21 protein-coding genes are annotated in these 23,693 nt (G+C 62.2%); 12 read left to right on the plus strand and 9 right to left on the minus strand.

Annotation, left to right across the window (positions count from 1 at the left end):
- The first annotated feature begins 364 nt into the window (after window positions 1–364).
- The 5 genes from FHK92_RS04680 (at window position 365) to FHK92_RS04700 (ending at window position 5,891) form a co-directional block, all read left to right on the plus strand.
- On the plus strand, window positions 365–742 hold the full coding sequence (locus tag FHK92_RS04680) for a response regulator transcription factor (RefSeq protein WP_181287043.1): 378 nt from the start codon (window positions 365–367) through the stop codon (window positions 740–742).
- A gap of 206 nt (window positions 743–948) precedes the next feature.
- A complete protein-coding gene (locus FHK92_RS04685) occupies window positions 949–2,415 on the plus strand; it encodes an efflux transporter outer membrane subunit (RefSeq protein ID WP_181287044.1) in 1,467 nt (488 codons plus the stop codon).
- Window positions 2,412–3,977, plus strand: coding sequence for an MFS transporter (locus tag FHK92_RS04690; RefSeq protein WP_181287045.1), 1,566 nt, complete (start codon window positions 2,412–2,414; stop codon window positions 3,975–3,977). The genes FHK92_RS04685 and FHK92_RS04690 overlap by 4 nt, the downstream gene beginning before the upstream one ends.
- 6 nt (window positions 3,978–3,983) lie before the next feature.
- Window positions 3,984–5,015, plus strand: coding sequence for an HlyD family secretion protein (locus FHK92_RS04695; protein ID WP_181287046.1), 1,032 nt, complete (start codon window positions 3,984–3,986; stop codon window positions 5,013–5,015).
- Window positions 5,016–5,279: 264 nt separating this feature from the next.
- Window positions 5,280–5,891 carry a TetR/AcrR family transcriptional regulator gene (locus FHK92_RS04700; RefSeq protein WP_181287047.1) on the plus strand — a complete coding sequence of 204 codons (612 nt, stop codon included), beginning with the start codon at window positions 5,280–5,282 and terminating at the stop codon, window positions 5,889–5,891.
- Between the two features lie 38 nt (window positions 5,892–5,929).
- Here FHK92_RS04700 and FHK92_RS04705 read toward each other — a convergent pair whose 3' ends face one another.
- The 3 genes from FHK92_RS04705 to FHK92_RS04715 form a co-directional block, all read right to left on the minus strand.
- Window positions 5,930–7,033 carry a polyamine ABC transporter substrate-binding protein gene (locus tag FHK92_RS04705; RefSeq protein WP_181287107.1) on the minus strand — a complete coding sequence of 368 codons (1,104 nt, stop codon included), beginning with the start codon at window positions 7,031–7,033 and terminating at the stop codon, window positions 5,930–5,932.
- Between the two features lie 51 nt (window positions 7,034–7,084).
- On the minus strand, window positions 7,085–8,422 hold the full coding sequence (locus FHK92_RS04710) for an alginate export family protein (RefSeq protein ID WP_181287048.1): 1,338 nt from the start codon (window positions 8,420–8,422) through the stop codon (window positions 7,085–7,087).
- A 117-nt stretch (window positions 8,423–8,539) separates the two neighbouring features.
- On the minus strand, window positions 8,540–9,802 hold the full coding sequence (locus tag FHK92_RS04715; protein WP_181287049.1) for a serine hydrolase domain-containing protein: 1,263 nt from the start codon (window positions 9,800–9,802) through the stop codon (window positions 8,540–8,542).
- A 216-nt stretch (window positions 9,803–10,018) separates the two neighbouring features.
- On the opposite strand from FHK92_RS04715, the gene FHK92_RS04720 reads away from it, so the two are divergent.
- The gene (locus FHK92_RS04720; protein ID WP_181287050.1) at window positions 10,019–11,122 is read left to right on the plus strand and encodes a sigma-54 interaction domain-containing protein; all 1,104 of its coding nucleotides are present in this window, start codon (window positions 10,019–10,021) and stop codon (window positions 11,120–11,122) included.
- A gap of 205 nt (window positions 11,123–11,327) precedes the next feature.
- Here FHK92_RS04720 and FHK92_RS04725 read toward each other — a convergent pair whose 3' ends face one another.
- From FHK92_RS04725 to sfnG, 6 genes are all read right to left on the minus strand, one after another.
- A complete protein-coding gene (locus tag FHK92_RS04725; protein WP_181287051.1) occupies window positions 11,328–12,653 on the minus strand; it encodes an ABC transporter substrate-binding protein in 1,326 nt (441 codons plus the stop codon).
- Window positions 12,654–12,703: 50 nt separating this feature from the next.
- Window positions 12,704–13,771: a branched-chain amino acid ABC transporter permease gene (locus FHK92_RS04730; RefSeq protein WP_181287052.1), complete on the minus strand. Its 1,068-nt coding sequence runs from the start codon at window positions 13,769–13,771 to the stop codon at window positions 12,704–12,706.
- Window positions 13,772–13,780: 9 nt separating this feature from the next.
- Window positions 13,781–14,662 (minus strand): branched-chain amino acid ABC transporter permease, encoded by an 882-nt coding sequence (locus FHK92_RS04735; RefSeq protein WP_181287053.1) that lies wholly within the window; start codon window positions 14,660–14,662, stop codon window positions 13,781–13,783.
- A gap of 67 nt (window positions 14,663–14,729) precedes the next feature.
- Entirely contained in the window at window positions 14,730–15,512 is a 783-nt protein-coding gene (locus FHK92_RS04740; RefSeq protein WP_181287054.1) for an ABC transporter ATP-binding protein, read from the minus strand.
- Window positions 15,509–16,675, minus strand: coding sequence for an AMP-binding protein (locus FHK92_RS04745; protein ID WP_181287055.1), 1,167 nt, complete (start codon window positions 16,673–16,675; stop codon window positions 15,509–15,511). The genes FHK92_RS04740 and FHK92_RS04745 overlap by 4 nt, the downstream gene beginning before the upstream one ends.
- A gap of 13 nt (window positions 16,676–16,688) precedes the next feature.
- Window positions 16,689–17,786 (minus strand): dimethylsulfone monooxygenase SfnG, encoded by a 1,098-nt coding sequence (gene sfnG, locus FHK92_RS04750; protein WP_181287056.1) that lies wholly within the window; start codon window positions 17,784–17,786, stop codon window positions 16,689–16,691.
- A gap of 380 nt (window positions 17,787–18,166) precedes the next feature.
- Here sfnG and FHK92_RS04755 point away from each other — a divergent pair, with 380 nt between their 5' ends.
- The 6 genes from FHK92_RS04755 to FHK92_RS04780 all read left to right on the plus strand — a co-directional run bounded on the left by FHK92_RS04755 (window position 18,167) and on the right by FHK92_RS04780 (window position 23,418).
- Window positions 18,167–19,411, plus strand: coding sequence for an acyl-CoA dehydrogenase family protein (locus tag FHK92_RS04755; RefSeq protein ID WP_181287057.1), 1,245 nt, complete (start codon window positions 18,167–18,169; stop codon window positions 19,409–19,411).
- A gap of 144 nt (window positions 19,412–19,555) precedes the next feature.
- Window positions 19,556–20,269, plus strand: a complete 714-nt coding sequence (locus tag FHK92_RS04760; RefSeq protein ID WP_219915949.1) for a hypothetical protein — start codon at window positions 19,556–19,558, stop codon at window positions 20,267–20,269.
- A 21-nt stretch (window positions 20,270–20,290) separates the two neighbouring features.
- Window positions 20,291–21,430, plus strand: a complete 1,140-nt coding sequence (locus FHK92_RS04765) for an epoxide hydrolase family protein (RefSeq protein ID WP_181287058.1) — start codon at window positions 20,291–20,293, stop codon at window positions 21,428–21,430.
- A gap of 468 nt (window positions 21,431–21,898) precedes the next feature.
- A complete protein-coding gene (locus FHK92_RS04770) occupies window positions 21,899–22,180 on the plus strand; it encodes a fructose-bisphosphate aldolase (RefSeq protein ID WP_181287059.1) in 282 nt (93 codons plus the stop codon).
- Between the two features lie 337 nt (window positions 22,181–22,517).
- Window positions 22,518–23,036, plus strand: coding sequence for a cysteine hydrolase family protein (locus FHK92_RS04775; protein WP_181287060.1), 519 nt, complete (start codon window positions 22,518–22,520; stop codon window positions 23,034–23,036).
- 61 nt (window positions 23,037–23,097) lie between these two features.
- Window positions 23,098–23,418, plus strand: a complete 321-nt coding sequence (locus FHK92_RS04780) for an isochorismate lyase (protein WP_181287061.1) — start codon at window positions 23,098–23,100, stop codon at window positions 23,416–23,418.
- Window positions 23,419–23,693 lie beyond the last annotated feature (275 nt).

Below are 23,693 nucleotides of genomic sequence, written 5' to 3' on the forward strand. Positions count from 1 at the left end.
CCAGTGTCATGTCGCAATTGCCGATGCTGCCGCGTTGATGCGGCGTCCATGGCTGCGCCGGCGACTCGACGGGAAAACGTCGTGTCGGGTTCCGGGACGGGTCGTGTTGCCATCGTCAAGATTAGCGCTTCGCCAGTTTCCTTCCCAGATTTTTACTGATCGCCGGTGACCACTGGCTTGGCCATCGGCAGCCAGGCCAGTCGACGATGCCGCGCCAGTCTATTTGAAATTGCGCCGCGATCATTGCTCTCCTGGTATCCGGCGTCGCTCCTTTGGTCTTAGCGAGGTATACGCAGGTATACTTTTGCACCCGACGGGACCGCGTATGGTGAAGTGAAGACAGGCGCCATTACGAGCGATCCTCATGCCAGATACCCCCCTGCACGACAAAGCCACGATTGCGGTAGTCGATGACGACGAATCCGTTCGCGCGGCGCTCGATAACCTGTTGCGATCCAGCGGTTACGCCGTGCGCACCTATCCCGGAGCCCGGGAATTCCTCGACGCGAAAGCGCCAGGGCACACGCAATGCCTGGTGTGCGACATACAAATGCCGCGCATGAGCGGCATCGAGTTGCATCGGCATCTGCTGGAAAAAGGCTGGCGCATCCCCACGCTGTTCATTACCGCTTACCCGCAACTGGCCGCCAACGTTCCAGGGTTGGTCGCCTGCCTGCCCAAGCCCTGCGATGCCAACAGGCTGCTGGACTGTATCGCCAGCGCCCTGCGTCAGCGCCGCTGACCGTCCTGACGAGTGTTTTCCCGCCCTCGATATACCTTCGTATAACCCCTCTTGCACCCACGTATGGTTTCGCTGAACCGATGCAGAAGTGCGCCCCGGGGAGCCTGCCCATAACATGCATTCACGGTGTGCGAATCACCGCTCTGGATCTATCCCCCCACCGGGAACGCTATTCGAGCGACGTGCAACGCTCCGGGGAACAGGCTATGTCGGGCTCTCATGATTTACCTCAACACCTTTTCAGACGTGTCCGCGCCATCGCTGCCGCGCTCGGCGCTGCCTGCCTGGCAGGTTGCATGGTGGGCCCGGACTTTGTCAGGCCTGACGGCGGGCTGGACGCTGCGCAACTGGTGCCTCGCCAGGAGCATTCCGGCCCTTTCCCTACGTCGGGTGAAGTGCCCGTGCGATGGTGGTTGCTGTTCAACGATGGCGTGCTCGCGCAGTTGCAGGCCCGGGCGCAGGAAGGAAACCTCGACCTGCAAATGGCGTCCGAACGCATCGAGCAAAGCCGCGCGCAACTGGGTATTTCCGCGTCGCAACTGTTGCCGGAGGTCGGCGCCAATGCCAGCTATGCCCGTGAGGGCCTGAGCGAGAACGGCAAGTTCGCCGCACTCGGTGCCCCCACCGCCCCGCAGAATTTCTGGCAACTGGGTTTCGACGCCAGTTGGGAAATCGACCTATGGGGCCGTGCCCAGCGCCTGCGCGAAGGCGCGGCGGCAACGGTCGAGGCCACGCTGTATGACCGCGAAGCCGCGCGGGTGGCACTCTCCGCCGAAGTCGCGCGGACCTACTTGCAGTTGCGCGGGACCCAGGCACAACAGGACATTGCCCGGCAGAACCAGGCCGTTGCCGAACGCACCCTGGCCCTGGCCGAAAGCCGCGAGCGCAATGGCGTGGCGACACGCTTCGAAACCTCATCCGCTCGCGCGCAACTGGCCGCAGTCAAGGCCCTGCTGCCTGAGCTGGCCCAGCGTCGTAACGCCCAGATGAACGCCCTAGCGCTGCTGCTGGGCGAACAACCCCGCGCCCTCGATGCGCTACTGCGCGAAGCCATGCCCCTGCCCTCGCTGCCCACGCGCGTTCCCCTCGGCGTGCCGTCCGAACTGGCCCACCGGCGTCCCGATATCCTGCGCGCCGAGGCACAACTGCACGCCGCCACCGCAGCCATCGGCGTCGCCAAGGCTGATTTCTATCCGCGCATTGGCTTGAAAGGACGGATCGGCGTGGAGGCATTTGACAGCAGTGACCTCGCCAGTTGGGACTCGCGCACGTTCTCCATCGGGCCGACGGTTTACTTGCCCATCTTCCAGGGCGGACGTTTGAAACAGCGCCTGACCTTGACCGAATCACAGCAAAAGACCGCCGCGCTCGCCTATCGCCAGACCGTGTTGCAAGCCTGGCATGAGATAGACAACGCCCTGGATGCCTGGGCGGCCCAACAGCGCGAGCATGACGAGCTGCTGGTTTCATACGAGCAGAACAGGCAGGCACTCCACGCCGCTGAGCGCGGTTACGAACAAGGCGCCGCCGACTATCTCAGCGTTCTCACTGCGCAACTCAATGTGCTCGCCAGCCAGACCCGCCTCAATGCCAGTACGACCAATGCCACCCTCACCGTGGTCAATCTTTATAAGTCCCTGGGCGGCGGCTGGGATCCGGAGCACGTTCGATGAACGGCATGGCCTTGTCGCCAGCGGCCGTTGAAGCCAGGCAACTGCCCCAGGCAAAGGCCTCGAAACGGCCGCTGATCGGTTTGCTGGGGATTTTCCTGGCGGCGATGATGGCGGGACTGAACATCCGGGTCGGCGCGCTGGCACTGGCGGACTTGCGAGGTGCGCTGGGCTTTGGTCTGGACGACGCCTCCTGGCTCACCACCGCCTACAGCGCCGGGGAACTGATCGCCATGCCGTTCTCCGCATGGTTCGCCATTACCTTCTCGGTCCGTCGTCTGGAACTGTGGGTGCTGGCTGCCTGTACGGTGCTGGCAGTGTTGCTGCCCTTTATCCACGACCTGGATCTGCTGCTGGCGCTGCGCTTCGCCCAAGGCATCGCCAGCGGCACAACGATTCCCTTGCTGATGATGGCGGCCCTGAAGTTCCTGCCGCCCCCCATACGGCTGTACGGGCTGGCGTTGTACGCAATGACCGCGACGTTCGCGCCCAACCTGTCCATCTGGCTCGCCGGATACTGGACGGATGGCTTGCAGGATTGGCGCTGGGTGTACTGGCAGATCATTCCCCCGACCTGTCTGGCCGCTGGATTGATCGGCTGGGGACTTCCAACGGAGCCCGTCCAGACCCAACGCTTTCGGCAAGCCAACTGGTTGGGCATGGCATGCGCGGTGCCTGGCCTTGGCCTGTTAGCGGTCGCCCTGGATCAAGGCATACGGCTGGACTGGCTCAATTCACCGTGGGTGGCGTCGTCGCTGATGGCTGGCCTGGCGTTGCTGGCGATCTACCTCTTGACCGAGTGGCACCACCCGTCACCGTTCATCAAGTTGCAGATTCTCAGCCGGCGCAACCTCGGACTCGGCTGCACCTTATTCCTCCTCCTGCTCGTGGTACTGATGTCCAGCTCCCTGTTGCCCGCAAGCTATCTCGGCCCGCTGCAGCAATATCGGCCGTACCAGATGGCGTCCATCGGCCTGATCGTAGCGCTGCCGCAACTGGTGCTGGGGCCGATGGTTGCGCTGCTGCTCTACCGCAAGTGGGTCGACGCCCGCCTGGTGTTCTCGTCAGGGCTGTGTCTGATTGCCTTGGCCTGTTTTTTCGGTGCGCAATTGACCAGCGACTGGAATCGCGACCAGTTCGTCCTGGCGCAAGCGCTCCAAGCCTTGGGCCAACCCATGGCTGTCGTCTCGATGCTGTTCCTGATCACCAGCGTGGTGCAGCCTGCCGAAGGGCCCTACGTGTCCGGCACCATCAACACGTTGCGGGCCTTTGGGTCATTGGCCGGCGCTGCGCTGGTCGGGCAACTGATGGTAACGCGTGGGCGCTTTCACGCAGAGATGTTGCTCGATCAGGCGGCCTTGGCGGGCAACGCCTTGCCGTCGGTACAAGCGCCGCTGCAGTTGATGACCCTCGTCAGCCAGGAATCGCTGGTGCTGTCGATCGCCGATGCCTACCGCGTGCTTGGGGTGCTGGCCCTCTTGCTGATTCCTCTGGTGCTGCGCCTGAGCTTCATCCCAGCCCCTGTCATCCAGGCCGCCTCGCCCTCTACGTCCTCAAACGGGTGACCCATCATGGCATTACCAAAGAAAGCCAAGCTCATCAGTACGTTACTGCTCACCGTGGCGATCAGCGGGGCTGTCTATATCAATCGGCCCGAATCCGCCGCATCAATCCAGTCGACAGACGATGCCTACGTGCTCGCCGATTTCACGGCGGTGGCGCCCCGAGTGTCCGGCACGGTGGATTCGGTGCTGATCGAAGACAACCAGGCGGTGAACAAAGGCGACCTGCTGGCGACCCTCGATGACCGGGATTTCATCGCCGCTGTGAATGCCGCGAAAGCCCAGGTCGCCAGCGCCCGCGCCGGCATCGCGAGCCTGCAAGCTCACCTGGCCCGGCAGGCCACCGCCATTCGCCAGGCACAAGCGGCGCTGGCTGCGAGCGAGGCCGAACTCAAGCTGGCGGCGGTCAACCAGACGCGGTATCGCAACCTGGCCAACGACGGTTCGGGCACCGTGCAGGCGCGGCAACAGGCCGAAGCGCAACTGAGCATCCAACAGGCACGCCGGGACAAAAGCGAGGCAGGCCTACAGGCTGCCCGGCAACAACTGGAAGTGCTCAAGGCCGACCTGGAAAAAGCCGCGGCGACCCTTGCCCACGCCGAAGCCACGCAAGCCATCGCCGAGTTGAAGCTTTCCTATACTCGGATTACTGCGCCAATCAGCGGAACGATCGGGCAGAAATCGGTCCGGGTCGGTGGGTTCGTCAATGCAGGCAACCCCTTGCTCGCGATTGTCCCGCTCGATGCCGTCTACATCACGGCCAATTTTCGCGAGACGCAACTGGCGCGCGTGGAGGCAGGACAAGCCGTGGAAATCGAAGTGGACGCGTTGCCCGGCGATGCGTTGCGAGGCACGGTGCAGAGCCTGGGGCCGGCCAGCGGCGTCAGCTATTCGGCCATCGCACCGCACAACGCCACCGGCAACTTCACCAAGATCGTCCAACGCCTGCCCGTGCGTATCCGCATTAATCCTGGCCAGCCCGACGCGACGAAGCTGCGCGTTGGGATGTCCGTCACCCCGCGTATTCGTGTGGCTGAGTGACGTTCGGGTGCTGCTACGCCTGACAGCCCAGCACGATGTTTTCCAATATGTGCTTTAAAGTTTTAATCCAGTTAAGTATTTTTAGCGAAGGCTGAGGGCATGCCCCTGTCAGCCATGACAGAACCTGTGGGAGCGAGCTTGCTCGCGATTGTGGTGCGTCAGTTGCGGATAAGGTGGCTGACACACCGCTATCGCGAGCAAGCTCGCTCCCACATGGGTTTGTGGCTAGCCCCTCGATTTCCTCTATTCAACAAGGACCTCTCCGTGAGCGGACTGCGTGAACGTCAGAAAGCCGAACGCCGCCAAGCCATCAGCAAGGCGGCGGTGACATTGTTCGAGCGCCAGGGTTTCCAGAACACCACCATCGAGCAGATCGCCAGCCAGGCCGGGGTCTCGGCGCCGACGGTGTTCAAGTACTTCGGCAACAAACAGGAAATCATCCTGGAAATCCTCCACGACGCCGACCAGCGCGCGCTCAAGGACACCCGCAGCCAGATCCCCGAGATCGACGACCCGGTCGAGGCGCTGTGCTATCTGGAGCGGCTGCTCACCGGTTACGCCTTGGAAGTGATGCACCCGAGCCTCTGGCGTGAGTTGCTGCCGCTGATCCTGTTCGGTGGCGGTAACGGATTGCCCGAAGGCTATCGAGCGATGAACGATGCTCTCAGGGCGGAGATCAGCGGCTTGCTCAGGGAGTTGCAGCAAGCCGGCAAGCTGCGCCCGGACCTGGACGTCGAACTCGCCGCGTTCCTGCTCAACGATTACTCGCATCTGCAACTGTTTCGTTTGGTGAACCAGGAACAGCCAGACGTCGAGGCACACTCCTCCCAGGTCCGGCGTATCACCGAATTGCTGTTCCAGGGCATGCGCGCCTGATGATGCGAACCCGGCGCCGAAACGCCGGGTCGCGTCCCTCAGCGATTGGTCTTGATGGCGGTCCATGCACGGGTGCGGATCCGCTCGACCGCGGGTGACACCGGCGCCAATGGGAACAGCGTCTTGCGCGCTTCGTCCGGCACATACATCGCCGGGTTGTTGCGGATCTCTGCATCCACCAGCGGCGTGGCATCGATGTTCGGGTTGGGGTAGCCGATCTTGTTGCTGATCCGCGCGATGACGTCGGGACGCAAGATGTAGTTGATGAAGGCGTAGGCTTCCGCAGTGTGCGGGGCGTTGGTGGGGACCATCATCACGTCCGACCACATCGGCGCGCCTTCCTTGGGCAGCGCCATCGCCACTCTGACGCCCTTCCCTGCGGCATCGGCCAGTCGGGTGGCCAGGGCGACACCGCCGGACCAACCCACGCCGACGCAGATCTCGCCGTTGGCCAGGTCCATGCCATAGCGCGACGAATTGAAATAGGTCACGTAGGGCCGGATCTTCGACATCGTCGCCTGCGCCTGGGCATAGTCCTCGCGCTTTTCACTGTTGGGGTCCAGCCCGGCGTAATGCAACGCGATGGGCACGATCTCGTTGGCGGCGTCGAGAAAACCGACGCCGCAATGGGTGAGCTTGGCCATGTTCTCTTCCTTGAAAATCATGTCCCAGCTGTCCATCTGCACATCGGCACCGAGCACCTGCCGAACCTTGTCGACGTTGTAGCCAATCAACGTCGTGCCCCACAGATACGGCGCCGCATAACGGTTGCCCGCATCGCCCACCGCTTCCAGTGACTTCATGAACTGCGGATCGAGGTGCTTCCAGTTCGGCAACTGGCTGCGGTCCAGGGGCTGGACGGCGCCTGCGGCAACCAAGTGACTTATGTTGGAGCTGCTCGGGTACACCACGTCATACCCGGAGTTGCCGGTCAGCAGCTTGGACTGCAGCGTCTCGACGCTGTCGAAGACGTCGTAGATCGGGCGAATACCGGTTTCCTCCTCGAAGCTCTTGAGGATTTCCGGCGGCAGATATTCGATCCAGTTGTAGATCCGCACGGTCCGCTCTTCGGCCAGGCTCGCACCGCAGATCAGCATCGAAACGGCAGTACCCAGCAGCGTCCTGGACAACACACTCTTCATGGTCAAACTCTTCATTATCTGGCTCCAGCGCGGCCGCGACGGCTCGCGGCATCAATAGCGGTAGGTGAGGTAGAGTTCCAGCGCACTGAATTTCTTATCGTCGCCGAACACCTGCCGGGCCGCCGCCAGGGGCTTGACCCAGTTGTACGAGAGTGAAGTCGTCAGCGACTTCGAAGCCGCCCAGTCGAGGAAGATTACGCTCTCGTCGGCAAAGCGCCGATCGCTGACCGCCGCGCCCATGTAGTTTTTTTCGTCGAGCCAGAACTGATAATGGATCGCGCCCAGGGTGAGGGTTTCGTCGAGGTGGGTCTTGAGGGAGAACTGCTGGACGTTTTCATTACTGTTGAACAGCAGGTAATTGCCGACCACGTCACCGATCAGCCAGGTGCTCCAGTCGACGAACCCTTTGCTCAAGGATTCCCAGGCTTGCTGGCGGTTGTCCGTGAGGTTGCCGTCGCCGGAGAAACTTGCGTAGCGGTAACCAAGGATGGGCGTCAAAGGCAGGTTGTTGAAGGCGTAGTCAGCCTGGCCGTACCAGGCCTTGGCGTCGTATTCCACGCCTTCGCCGCTGCCGCGCTCCAAGGCGTATTCGGCATTCAGCGTCAGGTCCGGAATGCCTGGGATCTTGGCGTTCAACGCCCTGACGTTGTACACCAGCATGCCATCGCGACGTCTCGGCGAGGCCGGATTCTTTTGCCCCATGGCCTTGACCTTGAACGCGCTGGCGCCGAGCGTGACCTGGTCCTGGACGTTGTAGTCGAGGTTAACGCCGGTCATGCGAAAGTCACCCAGGTCGCTGTCAGTCCCGAGGACGAAGCCTTGGGCCTTGAGGGCGCCATGATCCCAGGCAACCACGGCTGAGTCCTTGAAAGCCGTCCGTGGGGCGAGCCAGTAGGCGCCGTCTTTCAATTGATCGAGGTTGCCATCCATGACGATGAAACCGGTGCCGATCATATAGTTCTGGCGGCCGGCGGTGACGGTCCACTCACCGGTGCGGAACCCGCCGTAGAACTCCTCGGTGTCGACCTTGCCGTCGGAGCCGCGGGTGAAGCCACCGGCATCGCCGTCACCGGTGTTGGTCGCGCCGACCAGAGAGCCGCCGGCCAACAGCGCGAAGTCCGGTTGCAAGGCGTATTCCAGCTTGACGCCGGGCTTGACGTAGAACTCCTGCCAATCGATTTTCGTGCCGTCGTTGCTGCCGCTGCGCATGTCGACGCGGCCCGCGCCGAAATTGACGTTGCGGGTGGAAAGCGCCGCGGCACCGGCGGTGAGGTTGACTTCGCCCTTGAGATTGCCGTCTTCGAAGGTATAGCCCGCGAAGGCGGCCTGGGTCGCCAAGGGGAGCCCGAGCGCCAGTAGCGTCCGGGACACATGGGTCGTGCAAACCATAAGTAGCTCCTGTTGATTTATTGTTGTTACAGGGCAGTGAATGGCGGCGCAGAACGTCGCCAACACCAGGCAAGGCCAGGTGAACGAAACGTGATTTCTTGTGGGGCGCAGCTCAGTTCAGCGGGCAAGGTCCGCCGCGATGGCGCGCAGCATGCGCACGCTGTCGCCATCGAACGGGCTGACCGCCTCTTTCAACGACGACTGCTTGACGATCACCACGCCGGAAGGCTTGTCGATGAACAGGTATTGCCCATGGATGCCGCCAGCCATGAGCGCCTGGCTGTGGTCGTTGAACACGTACCACTGGCTGCGATAGGACGCGCCGGGGGTCCATTCGGCGAAGTCCGGTGCGGTGGCGTAGACCGCCGGGTCGGCGCCGGCGGCGATGCGGGCGACGGTCTGCGCCGAAAGCAATCGCCGGCCGTCATGACGGCCCTCGTTGGCCAGCAATCGGCCGAAACGCGCCATGTCACGCAAGGTCGCGTTGAACCCGGCACCCGCAACGCTGCGCCCCCACGGGTCAGCCAGGAAATAGCCATCGCGCTCGCAGCCCAGTTGGCTCCAGATCTTCGCCAGCAGTTGATCGCAGGACTGGCCCGACGCCCGCTCCATCACCCAGGCCAACGCTTCCGTCGTCGCCGTGACGTAATGGAAGAATCCTCCATGAGCGCCCTGCTTCTTCAATGACGGCAGGAACTGATACAGCGACTCGAACTGCGCGTATTCAGCCGGCGCCGGCTGGAACCCGCAGGCGTAGCCGTACTGGGAGCTTTCCGAATCCGGGTCTTCATAGACTTCGCTGTAGGCGATGCCGACGGCCATGTCGAACAACTGGCGCACCGTCGCGTCGCCGAAGGCGCTGGCGGCCAGTTCCGGCACATAGTCGGCGGCAGGTCGGGCCGGGTCGAGCAAGCCGTCAGTCACCAACTGCTCACCCAGCGTGCCGATCAGCGACTTGGTCACCGAGAACATGACGTGGCGGTCGTGGGGTTGTTGACCGTTGAAGTAGCGCTCGAACAGCACCGTATCGCCCTGCATGACCAGGAAGGCATCGGTCTGGCTGGCCACGAGATGGTCGATGACGCTGATGCTCAAGCCGCATTCACTGTCGAAATGCAGTTGATCCAGCGCCCCTGGCGCCTGCCGCAACGGGCTGGCCGGGCCGATGCCTGCCGGAACATCGATCGAAGGCCGCAGCCGCGCGAGGTGGCGAAAACCCCATTGGCTGAACGGCGAGCGCATCCAGTTGTGCCAGGTGACGCGGCGCTGAGGTTCGGCGGGAAAGCCCTGCATGAACGTGGGGGCCACGCTCGCTCGGATGGGAGATTCGTGGGTCTGGACATACAGGCTGGCCAGTGTAGGCACCGTGTTCTGATTCATCGGGTCGCCCCTGGAAATGACTCTGCGTCAAAGCAGATGCAGAGAAATAATTACCCGATGTATTTCTTTAGTCAATAAATGTTTTTATCTCCGACAAGCTTTTTCTCGATCAAGGGGCGATCATCGCCCACGCCTTAAGCTTATAACTTGATGTTATTTGTTTTATATTTTTTAGATCACTTAGATTAAGGTTCCCTCACCAAACGGGCCACCGTCATGCAGCTCCTCACGCTTCCCCCCTCGCCCGGCCTGGCCACCTCGATTCGTGCCACGGCCCAGGTGTTCGCAGACCCCAGTTCCCAGGCCTTGCTCGCCCACTTGCAGCAAGTGGCGCCCAGCGACGCCAGCGTACTGATCATCGGCCAGACCGGCACCGGCAAAGAGTTGGTGGCGCGCCACGTCCACAACCTCAGCGCCCGACGCGACAAGCCGTTCGTGGCGGTGAACTGCGGGGCGTTTTCCGAGACGCTGGTGGAGGCCGAGTTGTTCGGCCATGAGAAAGGCGCGTTCACCGGCGCACTGACGGCCAAGGCCGGATGGTTCGAAGAGGCCGATGGCGGCACGCTGTTCCTCGATGAAATCGGCGACCTGCCACTGCCGATCCAGGTCAAGTTGCTGCGTGTTCTGCAGGAACGCGAAGTGGTCCGCCTGGGCTCGCGCAAGAGCATCAAGATCAACGTGCGGGTGCTGGCGGCCACCAACGTGCAACTGGAGAAAGCCATCAACGCCGGGCATTTTCGCGAGGACCTGTATTACCGCTTGAATGTGGTCAGCCTGGTGCTCAAGCCCTTGCGTGAACGGCCCGGCGACATCCTGCCGCTGATCCGGCATTTCATTGCCGAATACAGTCGCCGGCTCGGTCATGGCGAGGTCACGCTGGATACCCAGGCCCAGCGCAAGCTGCTCGATTATTCGTGGCCGGGGAATATTCGCGAATTGGAAAACGTGATCCACCACACGTTGTTGATTTGCCGCAACAGGGTGATCGGCGAGCAGGATCTGCACCTGTCCAATTTCCGCATCGAGCGCCAGGACACGCCGCAGGACAGCGCGCCACAAACGGCCGAGGCGTTGCTGGAAAAAGCCTTTGTGCAGTTGCTCGAGCAAGCGCACGGCGATGTCCATGAAAAAGTCGAAGCCGCCCTGCTGCGCACCGCCTACCGATACGCCAGTTGCAACCAGGTCCACACCGCCAGCCTGCTGGGCCTGAGCCGCAACGTCACCCGCAGCATGCTGATTCGGATCGGTGAGTTGGTGGTCAACCGACGCCGTGGGGCACTGAGTACGCGGGATGGTCGGGTGGTGAACCTTTCAACCTGACCCAACGCCCACCTGTGGCGAGGGAGCTTGCTCCCGCTGGGCTGCGAAGCAGCCCCAACCTGTCGCTGTGATGTCAGATCCACTCAATCAGCTGCATTGGGGGCGCTACGCGCCCCAGCGGGAGCAAGCTCCCTCGCCACGGGTTCGCTGTCTGGACGAAAGGCCATCACCACGCCGGGCGGCTTTGCAAAAGCGACCCAAGTCGTCAGGATTCCTTGCTGCAATCGCGCGGCGTGATGCCCTTTTCTCGCGCGTACTGGTGCGACGAGGCTTCGATGATCGGCCGCAGCAAGGCGCGGTCGGCCTGTACCCAGTCGCTGATCAGTTTCCATTGCGTACCGTCCCACTGCTGGAAGCGCACCGCGCCGCCCCCTTCATGGTCCGAGCAAGACAACTGCAACGGCTGCACCAGCCCCAATGCGCCTAGTTCCTTGAGGCGCGCGTCATCCAGCCTGAGATTCTCGAAGCCCCAGCGCACCTGCTCGCCGGTCAACGGTTGTTGGCCGAACTTCTGCTGGGCGATGCGCACGGCCTCGACGTTGAGGATGCCGTTGACCACGCCCAGGTTGTAATACACCGTGCCAAAACGCTTGGGGTCCGCCAAGTCGCCGTGGCCCGCGTCGACCACATCCTTCTTAATGCCTTGCAGCACCGGGAAATCGGTGCCCGACGGGTGCGTGGTGATTGCAATGAAGCCCTTGGCCGCGGCACCGGCTGGGGCGGCGTCATCTTCGGAATTGCTCCAGATATTGCCGATGATGTGGTCGGCAGGGAAACCGACTTTCTGCGCGGTTTTCAGCGCCACCGGGTTCATCACGCCCCAGCCGCGCAGGATCACCCAATCGGGTTTTTCCCGACGGATGTTCAGCCACTGCGACTGTTGCTCGTTGCCCGGATGCGGCACCTCGAGCAGCGTCAGGGCAAAGCCGTATTTGTCCGCCAGGGTCTGCAACACCTCGTTGGTCTCCTTGCCGTACGGCGAGCCGTGGTACAGGGTGACGATCTTCAGGCCCTTGAGTTTATCCAGCCCGCCGGCGCGCTGGCCGATGTAGTTGATGATCGCCGACACTTCGGAATACGGGTTCAACTGCAGCGGAAAAACGTAGGGAAACACGCTGCCGTCGGTGGAGTCCGTGCGGCCGTGGTTGATGGTGATCAGCGGCAATTTGTCGTTCGTCGAGCGGTCCAGCGTGGCGTAGGCGATGCCCACCGACAGCGGGTTGGTGGCGGCTGCGGGCGCGCCGTTCAAACCTTTCTTAAGGCGCTCGTAGCACTCGACGCCCTTCTCCACCACGTACTCGGTTTCGCATTCGCTCCAGGTCAGCTTCACCCCGTTTACGCCGCCGTTGGCGTTGACGTATTTGAGGTAGTCGATGAAGCCACCGAAAAACCCGGTGCCGCCGGCCGCATAAGGGCCGACGCGATAGCTTTGCAGCGGGAAGTATTGTTCGTTGCCCGCCTGGACGGAGAACGCCGCGGCGGCGAGGGTCAGGGCCAGCGCGAGGCGGCTGGCGATCGATCGTTTGGACATCGGATTTTCCTTGTTATGAAGCCATAGAGAAACAACGCAAAAGGGACTCTTCAGTAGCGCAACGGCCACAGCCGTGCGCGCTCGCGAAAACGTTGCCAGAGGCGCGCAAGGCCCTCCGGCTCCTTGATCAGGAACAGGATGATCAGGACGCCAAAAAACATTTTTTGCAGGTTCTCCACCTGGCCGGCATCGATCAGCCCGCTTGGCAGCAGCGAGACCAGGTTGGAAAGCAGGATCGGAAACAGCACGATAAAGGCCGCCCCGAGGAAGTTGCCCAGCAGGCTGCCGAGGCCGCCGATAATGATGATGAACAGGATCTGGAAAGAACGGTTGAGATCGAAGCCATGGGGCTCGACGGTGCCCAGGTAAGCGAAAGCCCACAGCGCCCCGGCCACCCCGAGGTAAAACCCGCTGAGGGCAAAGGCCAGCAGCTTGGTTTTCGCCAGGGGAATACCAATCACCGCCGCGGCCGTGTCCATGTCGCGCACGGCCATCCACTGGCGTCCCAATTCGCTGCGCACCAGGTTCTTGCCCAGCCAGAACAGCGCCACCACCACAGTCAGGGTCAACAGATAACGACCGGCCGGCGCATCCAGGTTCACACCGAAAATGTCCAGCCGTGGTGCGCTGATCACCCCCGATGCGCTGTCATTGGAAAACCAGCCAAACCGGGTCAGCGCCCAGCCCACGAAGAACTGCGCAGCCAAGGTCGAGACCAGCAGATAGAAGCCCTTGATCCGCAGGCTCGGCAGGCCGAACAGCGCGGACACCAACGCCGCCGTCAGCCCGCCCAGGGCGATGCTGATCAATAACGGCAAGCCGGTGACGCGCACTTCGAGGTTGTAAGTGGCAAACGCCCCCACGGCCATGAACGCCGCAGAACCGAGGGACAATTGCCCGGCGTAGCCGGTGAGCAAATTCAGCCCCAACCCAGCCAGGGACAGCACCAGGAAAGGGATGAGGATTGCGCTGAGCCAGTAGTCATTTCCCACCCACGGCACCACGACAAAGGCAACCGCCAGCAGTGCCGCAAGCCCATGGCGATCCTGGCGCAACGCGAAGACACGACGACCCTCGGCATAACGGGTGTTGAACTGGCCTGCTTCTCGATAAAACATGCTGCTCTCCTAGACCCGTTCGATGGCGCGTTCGCCAAACAGCCCCGCCGGACGCACCAGCAGGAACAGCAGCGCCAGCCCATAGGGAAACCAGTTCTCGATGCCGCTGCCGATGATCGGCCCCAGGTACACCTCCGCCAGTTTCTCCGAGGCGCCGATGATCAGCCCGCCGACAATCGCCCCACTGATCGAGGTGAAGCCGCCGATGATCAACACCGGCAGCGCCTTGAGCACCACCAGCGACAGCGAGAACTGCACCCCCAGCCGAGCGCCCCAGAGCAGGCCGGCGACCAGTCCGACGAAGCCCGCCACCGTCCACACCACCACCCACACCCGCTGCAACCGGATGCCGACGGCCAATGCCGCCAAGGGATCGTCGGCCACGGCCCGCAACGCCAACCCCAAGCGGGTCTTGTTGAACAGCCAGGACAACAGCGCCACCAGAGATGCGGCGGTCAGCGCGGCAAAAATGTCGAACTGCGACAACAGCATCCCACCCAGTTCCAGCGGCTCGTCGCTGATGCCCAGGTCCAACCCGTGCACCTGTGCGCCCCACAGCGCCTGGGCGAAACCTTCGATGACGTAGGAAAGTCCCAGGGTCGCCATGAACAGCGTGATCGGCGAACGATTGACCAGCGGGCGCAGCACCACGCGCTCCACCGCCACGGCAATCAACAGCATGGCCGCCAGGCTGATGAGAAACGCCAGCCAGAACGGCACGCCCCGTTCCAGCAGGCTGACGAAGGTCAGCGCCGAAAACAGCACCATCGCGCCCTGGGCGAAATTGAACACCCCGGAGGCCTTGTAGATCAGCACGAAACCGATGGCCACCAAGGCGTACATCACCCCCGCGAGCAACCCGCCAATCAATACTTCAAAGAAAAATTCCATCGCGTTTTCCTGTTTCGCGGGCGCAACCTGCCGGCCCTCCCGGACGGGAAGGCGTCGAATTGAAAAATCAGTGCCGCGTGCCGAGGTAGGCCGAAATGACCTCGGGGTTCTTCCGTACCGCTTCGGGCGAGCCGTCGCCAATCTTGCGACCGTAATCGAGCACCACCACGTGATCGCTGATGTTCATGACAACACCGATGTCGTGTTCGATCAGCAGCACCGTCGTGCCCAGCTCTCGGTTGATGTCGATGATGAAGCGGCTCATCTGCTGCTTCTCGTCGGCGTTCATCCCGGCCATCGGTTCGTCCAGCAGCAACAATCGGGGCTCCGCCGCCAGGGCCCGGGCCAGTTCCACGCGCTTCTGCAAACCGTAGGGCAACCTGCCCACCAGCGCGTCGCGCCACGGCTGCAAGTGCAAGAACGCGATGACTCGCTCGGCCGCTTCGCGCTGGCTGTCGTCCTCCTTAGCAGCCCGCCCCAGACGCAATGCCTGCTCGATCCAGGTGCTGCGGCGCTTGAGATTGCGTCCGGTGAGCACGTTGTCGAGCACGCTCATGCCCTTGAACAGCGCGATGTTCTGGAAGGTCCGGGCAACGCCACGCACCGCTACGTCGTGGGCACGCATGCGGCGACGCTCGCGGTTGTCGAAACGTATGCGGCCTTCCTGGGGTTGGTAGACACCGCTGATGATGTTGAGCAAAGAACTCTTGCCGGCGCCGTTAGGGCCGATCAAGGCGCAGATCTCACCGGCGGCGACGCGAAAGCTGATGTCGGTGATCGCTTTGACGCCTTTGAATGACAGCGAAATATTGTCCAGCTCCAGCAGTTGCGTGGCGGCCGTTTTTGTCATGTAGTCGCCTCCTTCCAGATGCGTTGTGAATGTCGCTCGTCCCGTCCATTCGTAACGGACGCAGACGAAATCGACGGCACTTCCCATTCAGTCGAATCCCCCCACCGGCGGACCTTGATACCCAAGGATTCGAAAAAAGCCTGGGTCTCGGGCCGCAAAGGATCTCCCACCACCAGCGGCGCATGAGTCCGTGAAAACCCCAATACATCCCGCAGCGGCCGACGAACCAACCAATGCCCCACGAACCGCCGCAACAGGCCCGGACGGGCCGCCAAGGCCCAGTCCACCAGCCTGCGGGCGCGGGCGCCCGGCGGTGGCAAGCGCTCCAGTGCGTAGCCATGCAAACGCTCATAGGTCTCCCGCGTGCCGGCCACCAGCGTCGGCCCCAACTCACGTCGATCGCGGTCACGGGTCGCGAGGTTTTCCGGGAAGTTCAAGCGCAAACCGGCGATCAGCCAGGGCGCAAGCAGATACCGCGCCTGGCCGGCCGAGGCAAAACCTCGGGCCGCCAGCGCTTCGTCCTGTCGACCCAAGCCTTCGCGCTGTACCAGGTGCTGTCCGTGCTGCAACAGCTCGGCGTGGCTGATGCGTTGTTTCTCGGTGGGGTGTTGGCCCCGTCGGTAGAAGACGAACGCCGTTTGTTGCGCTTGGGCTTGCGGGATCGTCTCAGCGAATACCTTCGAATCTATCAACGCGGCGTACTCCAACGCCTGGTCAAACGGCCCCGAGTCCGACAGCCCGCGCTTATCCAGGTAGATCAAAACGCGGGGCGTCACCTGCGCCGCGCCCAGGCGCAACAACTCTTCATGCCCTTGGGCCAGTACAAAATCGGGCTGCAATTCACCGAGCAGGTCTATCTGCCCGGCGGGTGCGTCCAACGGATCTAACAGGCTTGCGGCGCCGCCCAGCCATTGCGCCGCCAACGCCGCGACGATCGCTTGCGGCGTCGGGCGGCTGATGTTCGTCAGAGTCGCGCCCACCGAGAACCCTCGGGCTTGTAATGCCGCCGCCAGGTTCTGCACTTCATCGGCCAATTGCTCCCAGGTCCGCACTTGCCAAATCCCCAAGTGCTTGTGGCGCAGCGCGACATCCGCGCCATGCTCGAGCGCTTGTCGATGCAGCCAATGGGGCAACGTGTCGAGGGTATCCGTGAGCGTGCCCATGCTGCCTCCCCGCCTAAGCGACCGCCGCCGTTTTGACCGTGACTTTCTGCTGTTCCAACTCACGCACCAGTGGCAGGACCCTTTGGCCGAAATACTCCACTTCCTCCTGGAAGTGCAGGAATGCGGCGAGCACCAGATCCACACCCACGGCTTTCAACGCGACGATGCGCTCGGCAATCTGTTGCGGCGTGCCGATCAGGTTGGTCTTGAAGCCATCGTTGTACTGCACCAGGTCTTCGAAGCTGGACTTGGCCCAGTTGCCCTCGCCTTCCGGGCTCGCCTTGCCGGCCTGCTTGGCCGCATCGCCAAACGCGTTGACGGCTTCGGGGTCGGCCTGATCGATGATCTGAGCGAGCACCGCACGCGCCTCTTCCTCGGTATCGCGGGCGATGATGAAGGCGTTCACGCCGACCTTGACCTTGTGGTTGTTCGCCGCGGCCTTGGCGCGCAGGTCATCGACCTGGGCCTTGACCCCTTCGACAGTGTTGCCGTTGGTGAAGTACCAATCGGATACCCGGGCGGCCATGTCCCGAGCGGCCCGGGAGCTGCCGCCCTGGAAAATCTCCGGGTGTTGCTGCAGCGGTTTGGGCTTGAGGGTGTAGCCATTGAAACGATAGAAGTCGCCGCGAAAGGTGTAGTTGTCGGTGGTCCAAATGCCCTTGAGCGTGGTGATGAATTCCTCGGAACGGCGATAGCGTTCGTCGTGCTCCAGCCAGGGTTCGCCGATGGCGGTGAATTCGCCCTTGAACCAGCCGGACACCACGTTGATCGCCACGCGGCCGCCCGTCAGTTGGTCGATGGTCGCGATCTGCTTGGCCAGCACCGAAGGCGTCCAAGGCCCCGGCAATACCGCCGCGATGACTTTGAGGCGCGTGGTGGATGCCAGCAGCGCATGACTGAACGCCACCGATTCGTGCTGGTATTCGGCGCCGTAACCGGCGGTGAAACGGATCTGGGTCAGGGCATAGTCAAAACCAGCAGCCTCGGCGATCTGCGCCAGCTTGCGGTTGTAATCGATGCCCCAGTCGGTGCGCTGCGGGATTCTACTGACCACCAGCCCGCCGCTGACGTTGGGCACCCAGTAGGCAAACTTGATCGTGTCCTGGCTCATTGCGTGTCTCCCAGCTCGTTGGATATAGGCGTCGTCGCCTCTGTACAACGGCTAGAGCAGCAACCGTGCCATTTATATTTATTCTTTATTTTCAAGCAGTTAGTCAGATTTCTGATTTTCACGGCTGTCGTGCGACAGGCAGGCTGTTGGATCGCTGTTGCACAGCCAACACCCGGCGTGCCGCTGCCCAAAGGACTGACTGTTGCCTGGCGCACAGTCGCCGGACAGATTGCCCGCAGAACGACAGCTTTTGTGCTGGGATACTCGGCGAACGCCCCGTTTTCATTGGCTTCAAGCACCGGGCATGGAGCGTGCAATGGTTGTCGGCAACGGCAGGTTTTCACCTTGCCCGCTCTCTCGTCCTCAAAAGGAACACCGCCATGACCGCACAGCAACAACACTTGCCACCAATCCTTTCCACCGGCACCGACTATGAAGCCCTGGCCGAGCGGTTCCGGCCGATTTTCGCGCGCATCCAGGCCGGCGCCCTGGAACGTGAACAATCACGCAGCCTGCCGTTCGAACAGGTGAAATGGTTGAAGGAAGCGGGCTTCGGTGCCGTGCGGATTCCGGTCGAATTCGGCGGCGCCGGGGCTTCGTTGCCGCAGCTGTTGCACCTGCTGATCGAACTGGCCGAGGCCGACTCCAACCTGCCCCAGGCCCTGCGCGGCCACTTCGCCTTTGTCGAGGATCGTCTCAACGCCCACGCCAGCAGCCCGCAAGACGTCTGGTTCAAGCGCTTCGTCGACGGTGACCTGGTGGGCAACGCCTGGACCGAAATCGGCGCGGTAAAACTCGGCCAGGTCATCACCCGCGTATCCCGCCAGGGCGAGCAATGGGTAGCCAACGGCACCAAGTACTACAGCACCGGCAGCATCTTCGCCGACTGGATCGACCTCTATGCCCAACGCGACGACAACGGCGCCGATGTGATCGCCGCCGTCAATGTTCACCAATCGGGTGTCAAGCAAAGCGATGACTGGGACGGTTTCGGCCAGCGCACCACCGGCAGCGGCACATCGGTGTTCGAGAACGCCGTGGTGGAGGCTGAAAACCTCATCGATTTTTCCACCCGTTTCAAATACCAGACCGCGTTCTACCAACTGGTCCTGCTCGCCGTGCAGACGGGCGCCGGCCGCGCCGCCGTCCAGGACTTCAGCGAACACGTGCGCCAACGCACCCGCGTCTTCAGCACCGGCAATGCCAGCGAAGTAAGCCAGGACGTCCAGGTCCAGCAAGTGATCGGCAAGGCATCGGCCCAGGTCTACGCCGCCGAAGCCACGACCCTGCGCGCCGCCAGCGCCTCGCAAAAGGCTTATGAAAGCCGCTTCGGCCAGGACACCGAAGCCGAGCACACCGCCAACATCCTCGCCGAACTCGAATCGGCCCAGGCCCAAGCAGTGGTCGCCGACCTGACGCTGCGCGCCACCAGCGACCTGTTCAACGCCCTCGGCGCCTCCGCCACCAGCACCGGCAAAGCCCTCGACCGACATTGGCGCAACGCTCGGACTGCGGCTTCGCATAATCCGCTGATCTACAAGGAACGGATCATTGGGGATTGGGAGATCAACGGGACGGAGCCGCCGTATGTCTGGCAGATTGGTGGGGGGTCGAAGCAGCGTTGAAAGGGTCGTGGCCAATTGTCGGCGCCCGTTCAAATCGCCTACCCTAGGCGCCTGAATCGGCTTGCCACCGGGCCAAGACAAAAGCGACGCCAGTCGCCTGCCTTGGCCCGCGCCCGACCATTACCAGCCACGAACGGATGCAACATGCCGCTGAAAACCCGCGATTTCATTCTTGCGGCACTGGAAGAGCTGGATATCAGCGACTTCCCGGCCCGCCCCTTTGACTGCGCCTTCGAGTTGCTCGCCGCGCCAGCGAGTCGCAAGCGACTGATCATGGTTGGCTTCAACGGCTCGCTGGCCGACGCTGTTCACACCAACGCAGGGGCCGTCCACGCCGGCTATGACCAACCGTCGTTTTCCAACGTCGCCCATGGATTGGACGGCGGCTGGGGCACCAAGACCTTGGCCCGTCGCCTGACGCAACTGCCTGCCGAGCTTGGCTTCGACTGGCGCGACACGATCTACACCAACGCCTTACTGCTTTGCTCCGCCGACGCCGCAGCCATCCAGAAAGTGGCTCGACAGTCGTCTGCGGCCAGCCTTGAATCGTTGACCCGCAAATCCATGGATTTCTTCCAGCGCGTGACAGTACCCCTCGCGGAACCTGAGCTGATCGTCGCCTACAGCAATGGCTTGGGCAGCCCTTCGGCGGCGCGGATCTTGTGGGAGGCATTCGGGAACGAAGAACCGCTCGACCATGTCGACTCTTCGTCCTACCGCGCCACTTACGGATTTACCGCCACCATCAACAACCGCAAGGTACCGGCGGTAGGGGTTCGGCATATGTCCAGGTTCGTGCCAAACATCGAAGCCATAAAACTGGCCTGGACGCGGCAGAAAGCACGCTTAGCGTCCTGATCCAGCTGTTTGGAGGAAGACATGTTCGCCAGACCTTTTGTCATCGACACGCCTGAAAGCATGCTCGCTGACTTGAAAGATCGCCTGCGAAACACCCGCTTGCCGCAGCCCTTGGCGGGCGTGGGCTGGAGCGAAGGCATGGATGCAGACGTGCTGCGCGACCTCCTCGCCCACTGGTCGACAACCTTCGATTGGCGCGCCCAGGAAGCAGCGCTCAATCGCCTGCCGCAATTTGTCGCCAGCCTGGGCGAGCAAGAGGTTCACTTCGTCCACCAGCGCGGGATCGGGCCCAATCCGATGCCGCTGGTGCTCACCCACGGCTGGCCCGGCTCGTTCATCGAGATGCAGCGCATCATCGAGCTGCTGACGGACCCTGCCAGCCATGGCGGTGATCCAGCGGATGCCTTTGACGTGGTGGTGCCGTCATTGCCGGGCTATACCTTTTCGGCGCCGTTCAAGCAAACCGGTTGCGGCCCTTATGAAGTGGCCGGTTTGTGGCAAGAGCTGATGACCGGGCTTGGCTATGAACGGTTCGGTGCCCAGGGCGGCGATGTGGGCGCGGCTGTCACCAGTTGGTTGGGCATGCGCTTTCCTGAGCGTCTGACTGGCATCCACCTCAACTACATCCCCGGCGCCTACCGCCCGTCCCTGGGCGAAACCGATCCGCCGTTGAGCGAAGAAGAAACGGCGTTCCTGCAACGCGCCGCGGCCTTCAGCGAAACCGAAGGTGCCTATGCGCACATCCAGCGAACCAAGCCGCAAAGCCTGGCCGTGGGCTTGAATGATTCACCCGCAGGACTGCTGGCCTGGATGGGCGAAAAGATTCTGTCGTGGTGCGACCCGAGCGCCCCCATTGACCGCGAATGGCTGCTGACCAATGTGACGCTCTACTGGCTGACGAACTGCATCGGCTCGTCATTTCGCCCTTATGTGGAAGGCAGTCGGCGGCCCCTGCAGCTCAATAGTAGTGAGCGGGTGAAACCACCACTGGGGGTCGCGCTGTTTCCCAAGGAACTGCCGCTGCCGCCACGCAGCTGGGTAGAGCGTGGCTACAACGTTAAGCGCTGGACGCAGATGCCTCGGGGTGGTCATTTTGCGGCGTTGGAGCAGCCTGAGTTGTTGGCGGAGGATATTCGGGGGTTCTTCCGGGACTTGCGATGAGCCAAGGCGGTCTGAAAATCTCGTAGGAAAAGACTACCCGTGGCGAGGGAGCTTGCTCCCGCTGGGCTGCGAAGCGGCCCTGAATCAGCGACTCCGTTTCTCCAGGCACACCGCATCGCCCGGTTTTGCGGCGGCTGCGCCACCGAGCGGGAGCAAGCTCCCTCGCCACGGGGGATCGGGGGCGTCCTACAGGTCGGTTGTGGAGGCTGGGGGCGGCTTCTATAGTTGGGGCGTCGCTGGCTTTGGCTGGTGGCTGGGTTTCGCAGCCCGAATGAACAAATCCAGATACCGTCAAATGAAATTCAGGCAAACTTGCCCGCGTTCGTTTTATGGCGGTTGTGCGCGGGAGACTTTCGGGTCTGCCGAGTTTTGGATTGGTTCCTCGGTCTGCGAACCCTCGCGCAACTGCCACCCACTTGATTCGCAGCAAAAAGGTGGCGATTCCTTCTATCGAATGAGTGCAATCTTATGACAACGAATGAACCGTCCGCCCGCTACACCCCCCTCACCCAAACCGCCACCACCCACCCCGTCCTACTGATCGACAGCCGCGCCCCACTGCCCGAACTCCACGCCTGCGTCAGCGAACGCCTGCACGCCACGCTCGATTTCCTCACCCTGGTGGCCTGCTCCAGCCTGCGCGACTCCTCCACCAGCGACATCAACACCTTGACCAACGTCGCCCGGATTCTCGTGCAAGATGCGACAGACGTATTCGGCGTGATCGAACAACGCGGTCTCGAAGGCTGATCCCTTTTTGTGGGAGCGAGCCTGCTCGCGAAGACGGCGGCACAGCGAATGAAGCTGCAAGCTGACCCACCGCCTTCGCGAGCAGGCTCGCTCCCACAGGGGAACTCCTCCAGCAATCGAAGTAGCGCCAACGCGCTGCTTGCCAAGTCATACAGCCCTCAGCTACCGTCGGGCAATGAATCTCGACCAGACTTCCTCGACCACCACGACCACGACCGCCAACGCGGGCCGTGAGATGTCGTGAGCACCTGACACACGAATCCCAAAGGCCCGCCAGTGATGGCAAGGGCCTTTCTTTTTGCCCTTGCGTCGCTGGCTCAAACGCAAGGAAAGCACCATGCACGCACTGTTGATTCTCGATATGCAAGTTGGTTTGTTCCATGGCCCGGACAAGCCCTGGGCAGGTGAAGCGCTGTTGCAGACTTTAAATACCCTGCTGAGCAAGGCTCGCAGCGCCGGTACTCCGGTCTTCCTGGCTCGCCATGTAGGCCCGCCAGGCTCGCCCATCGAACCTGGAAGTCCATTGACGCAACTGGTGCCGGAACTGCAACTGGCAGGCAACGAAGTGATCTTCGAAAAAAATCGCCCCAATGCCTTCGCCATGACGGGTTTGGCCGAGCAGTTGCAGGCGCAGGGGGTCGACGGCGTGGTGATCGCCGGCATGAAAACCCAGTATTGTATCGACAGCACCTGCCGCGCCGCCCGGGACCTGGGCTTCGATGCCGTGCTGATCGCCGAGGGGCATACCTGCTCCGATACGCCGGCCTTGAACGCCCAAGCAATCATCGCGCATCACAATGCAACGCTGGCCGGCCCTTTCTGCCGGGTCGTTCGCGCTGAAGATTGGCATTTTTGATTCCCATCGCAAAACCGGCCCAGGCTGGGCCGATCCAACTCGAACCAATGGAGTGATCTACATGGAAGTCTGCAACCGAATGGCCCCTGCGCAATGCACCGGCATGGAAGAGATCCGCCAAGAAATCGATATCCTCGACCAAGCCGTCATCAAACTATTGGGCAGGCGCTTTCAATATGTGCTCGCGGCGTCGAAGTTCAAGACGTCGGCGACGTCGGTGCGCGCCCCGGAGCGCTTCAAGGCGATGCTGGCGACTCGGCGGGAATGGGCCGAGGCCGAGGGACTGAGCCCGGATGCCATCGAGAAAATGTATAGCGATCTGGTGAATTACTTTATTGCTGAAGAGATGAAACACTGGGCCGCTCAGCAGCCCAATACTTGAGTCCTTTTGTGGGAGCGAGCTTGCTCGCGATGGCGCCGTGTCAGTCACCACAGATATTGACTGATCGAATGTCATCGCGAGCAAGCTCGCTCCCACAGGTGCGCGCCAGACCGATGATTCAAACAACCCGTGCCCCCGTGGCGAGGGAGCTTGCTCCCGCTGGGCTGCGAAGCGGCCCCAAATCAGCGACTCCGTTTCTCCAGGCACACGCAGCGCCCGGTTTTGCGGCGGCTGCGCCACCGAGCGGGAGCAAGCTCCCTCGCCACGGGATTGCG

The sequence above is a fragment of the Pseudomonas brassicacearum subsp. neoaurantiaca genome (assembly GCF_013608025.1).
Taxonomy (GTDB): domain Bacteria; phylum Pseudomonadota; class Gammaproteobacteria; order Pseudomonadales; family Pseudomonadaceae; genus Aquipseudomonas.

Excerpts from the sequence above, each read along its gene's own strand:
- FHK92_RS04680 (WP_181287043.1), top strand. The coding sequence starts at position 365 with ATGCCAGATACCCCCCTGCACGACAAAGCCACGATTGCGGTAGTCGAT.
- FHK92_RS04685 (WP_181287044.1), top strand. The coding sequence starts at position 949 with ATGTCGGGCTCTCATGATTTACCTCAACACCTTTTCAGACGTGTCCGC.
- FHK92_RS04690 (WP_181287045.1), top strand. The coding sequence starts at position 2,412 with ATGAACGGCATGGCCTTGTCGCCAGCGGCCGTTGAAGCCAGGCAACTG.
- FHK92_RS04695 (WP_181287046.1), top strand. The coding sequence starts at position 3,984 with ATGGCATTACCAAAGAAAGCCAAGCTCATCAGTACGTTACTGCTCACC.
- FHK92_RS04705 (WP_181287107.1), bottom strand. The coding sequence starts at position 7,033 with ATGAAGAGTGTGTTGTCCAGGACGCTGCTGGGTACTGCCGTTTCGATG.
- FHK92_RS04710 (WP_181287048.1), bottom strand. The coding sequence starts at position 8,422 with ATGGTTTGCACGACCCATGTGTCCCGGACGCTACTGGCGCTCGGGCTC.
- FHK92_RS04715 (WP_181287049.1), bottom strand. The coding sequence starts at position 9,802 with ATGAATCAGAACACGGTGCCTACACTGGCCAGCCTGTATGTCCAGACC.
- FHK92_RS04720 (WP_181287050.1), top strand. The coding sequence starts at position 10,019 with ATGCAGCTCCTCACGCTTCCCCCCTCGCCCGGCCTGGCCACCTCGATT.
- FHK92_RS04725 (WP_181287051.1), bottom strand. The coding sequence starts at position 12,653 with ATGTCCAAACGATCGATCGCCAGCCGCCTCGCGCTGGCCCTGACCCTC.
- FHK92_RS04730 (WP_181287052.1), bottom strand. The coding sequence starts at position 13,771 with ATGTTTTATCGAGAAGCAGGCCAGTTCAACACCCGTTATGCCGAGGGT.
- FHK92_RS04735 (WP_181287053.1), bottom strand. The coding sequence starts at position 14,662 with ATGGAATTTTTCTTTGAAGTATTGATTGGCGGGTTGCTCGCGGGGGTG.
- FHK92_RS04740 (WP_181287054.1), bottom strand. The coding sequence starts at position 15,512 with ATGACAAAAACGGCCGCCACGCAACTGCTGGAGCTGGACAATATTTCG.
- FHK92_RS04745 (WP_181287055.1), bottom strand. The coding sequence starts at position 16,675 with ATGGGCACGCTCACGGATACCCTCGACACGTTGCCCCATTGGCTGCAT.
- sfnG (WP_181287056.1), bottom strand. The coding sequence starts at position 17,786 with ATGAGCCAGGACACGATCAAGTTTGCCTACTGGGTGCCCAACGTCAGC.
- FHK92_RS04755 (WP_181287057.1), top strand. The coding sequence starts at position 18,167 with ATGACCGCACAGCAACAACACTTGCCACCAATCCTTTCCACCGGCACC.
- FHK92_RS04760 (WP_219915949.1), top strand. The coding sequence starts at position 19,556 with ATGCCGCTGAAAACCCGCGATTTCATTCTTGCGGCACTGGAAGAGCTG.
- FHK92_RS04765 (WP_181287058.1), top strand. The coding sequence starts at position 20,291 with ATGTTCGCCAGACCTTTTGTCATCGACACGCCTGAAAGCATGCTCGCT.
- FHK92_RS04770 (WP_181287059.1), top strand. The coding sequence starts at position 21,899 with ATGACAACGAATGAACCGTCCGCCCGCTACACCCCCCTCACCCAAACC.
- FHK92_RS04775 (WP_181287060.1), top strand. The coding sequence starts at position 22,518 with ATGCACGCACTGTTGATTCTCGATATGCAAGTTGGTTTGTTCCATGGC.
- FHK92_RS04780 (WP_181287061.1), top strand. The coding sequence starts at position 23,098 with ATGGAAGTCTGCAACCGAATGGCCCCTGCGCAATGCACCGGCATGGAA.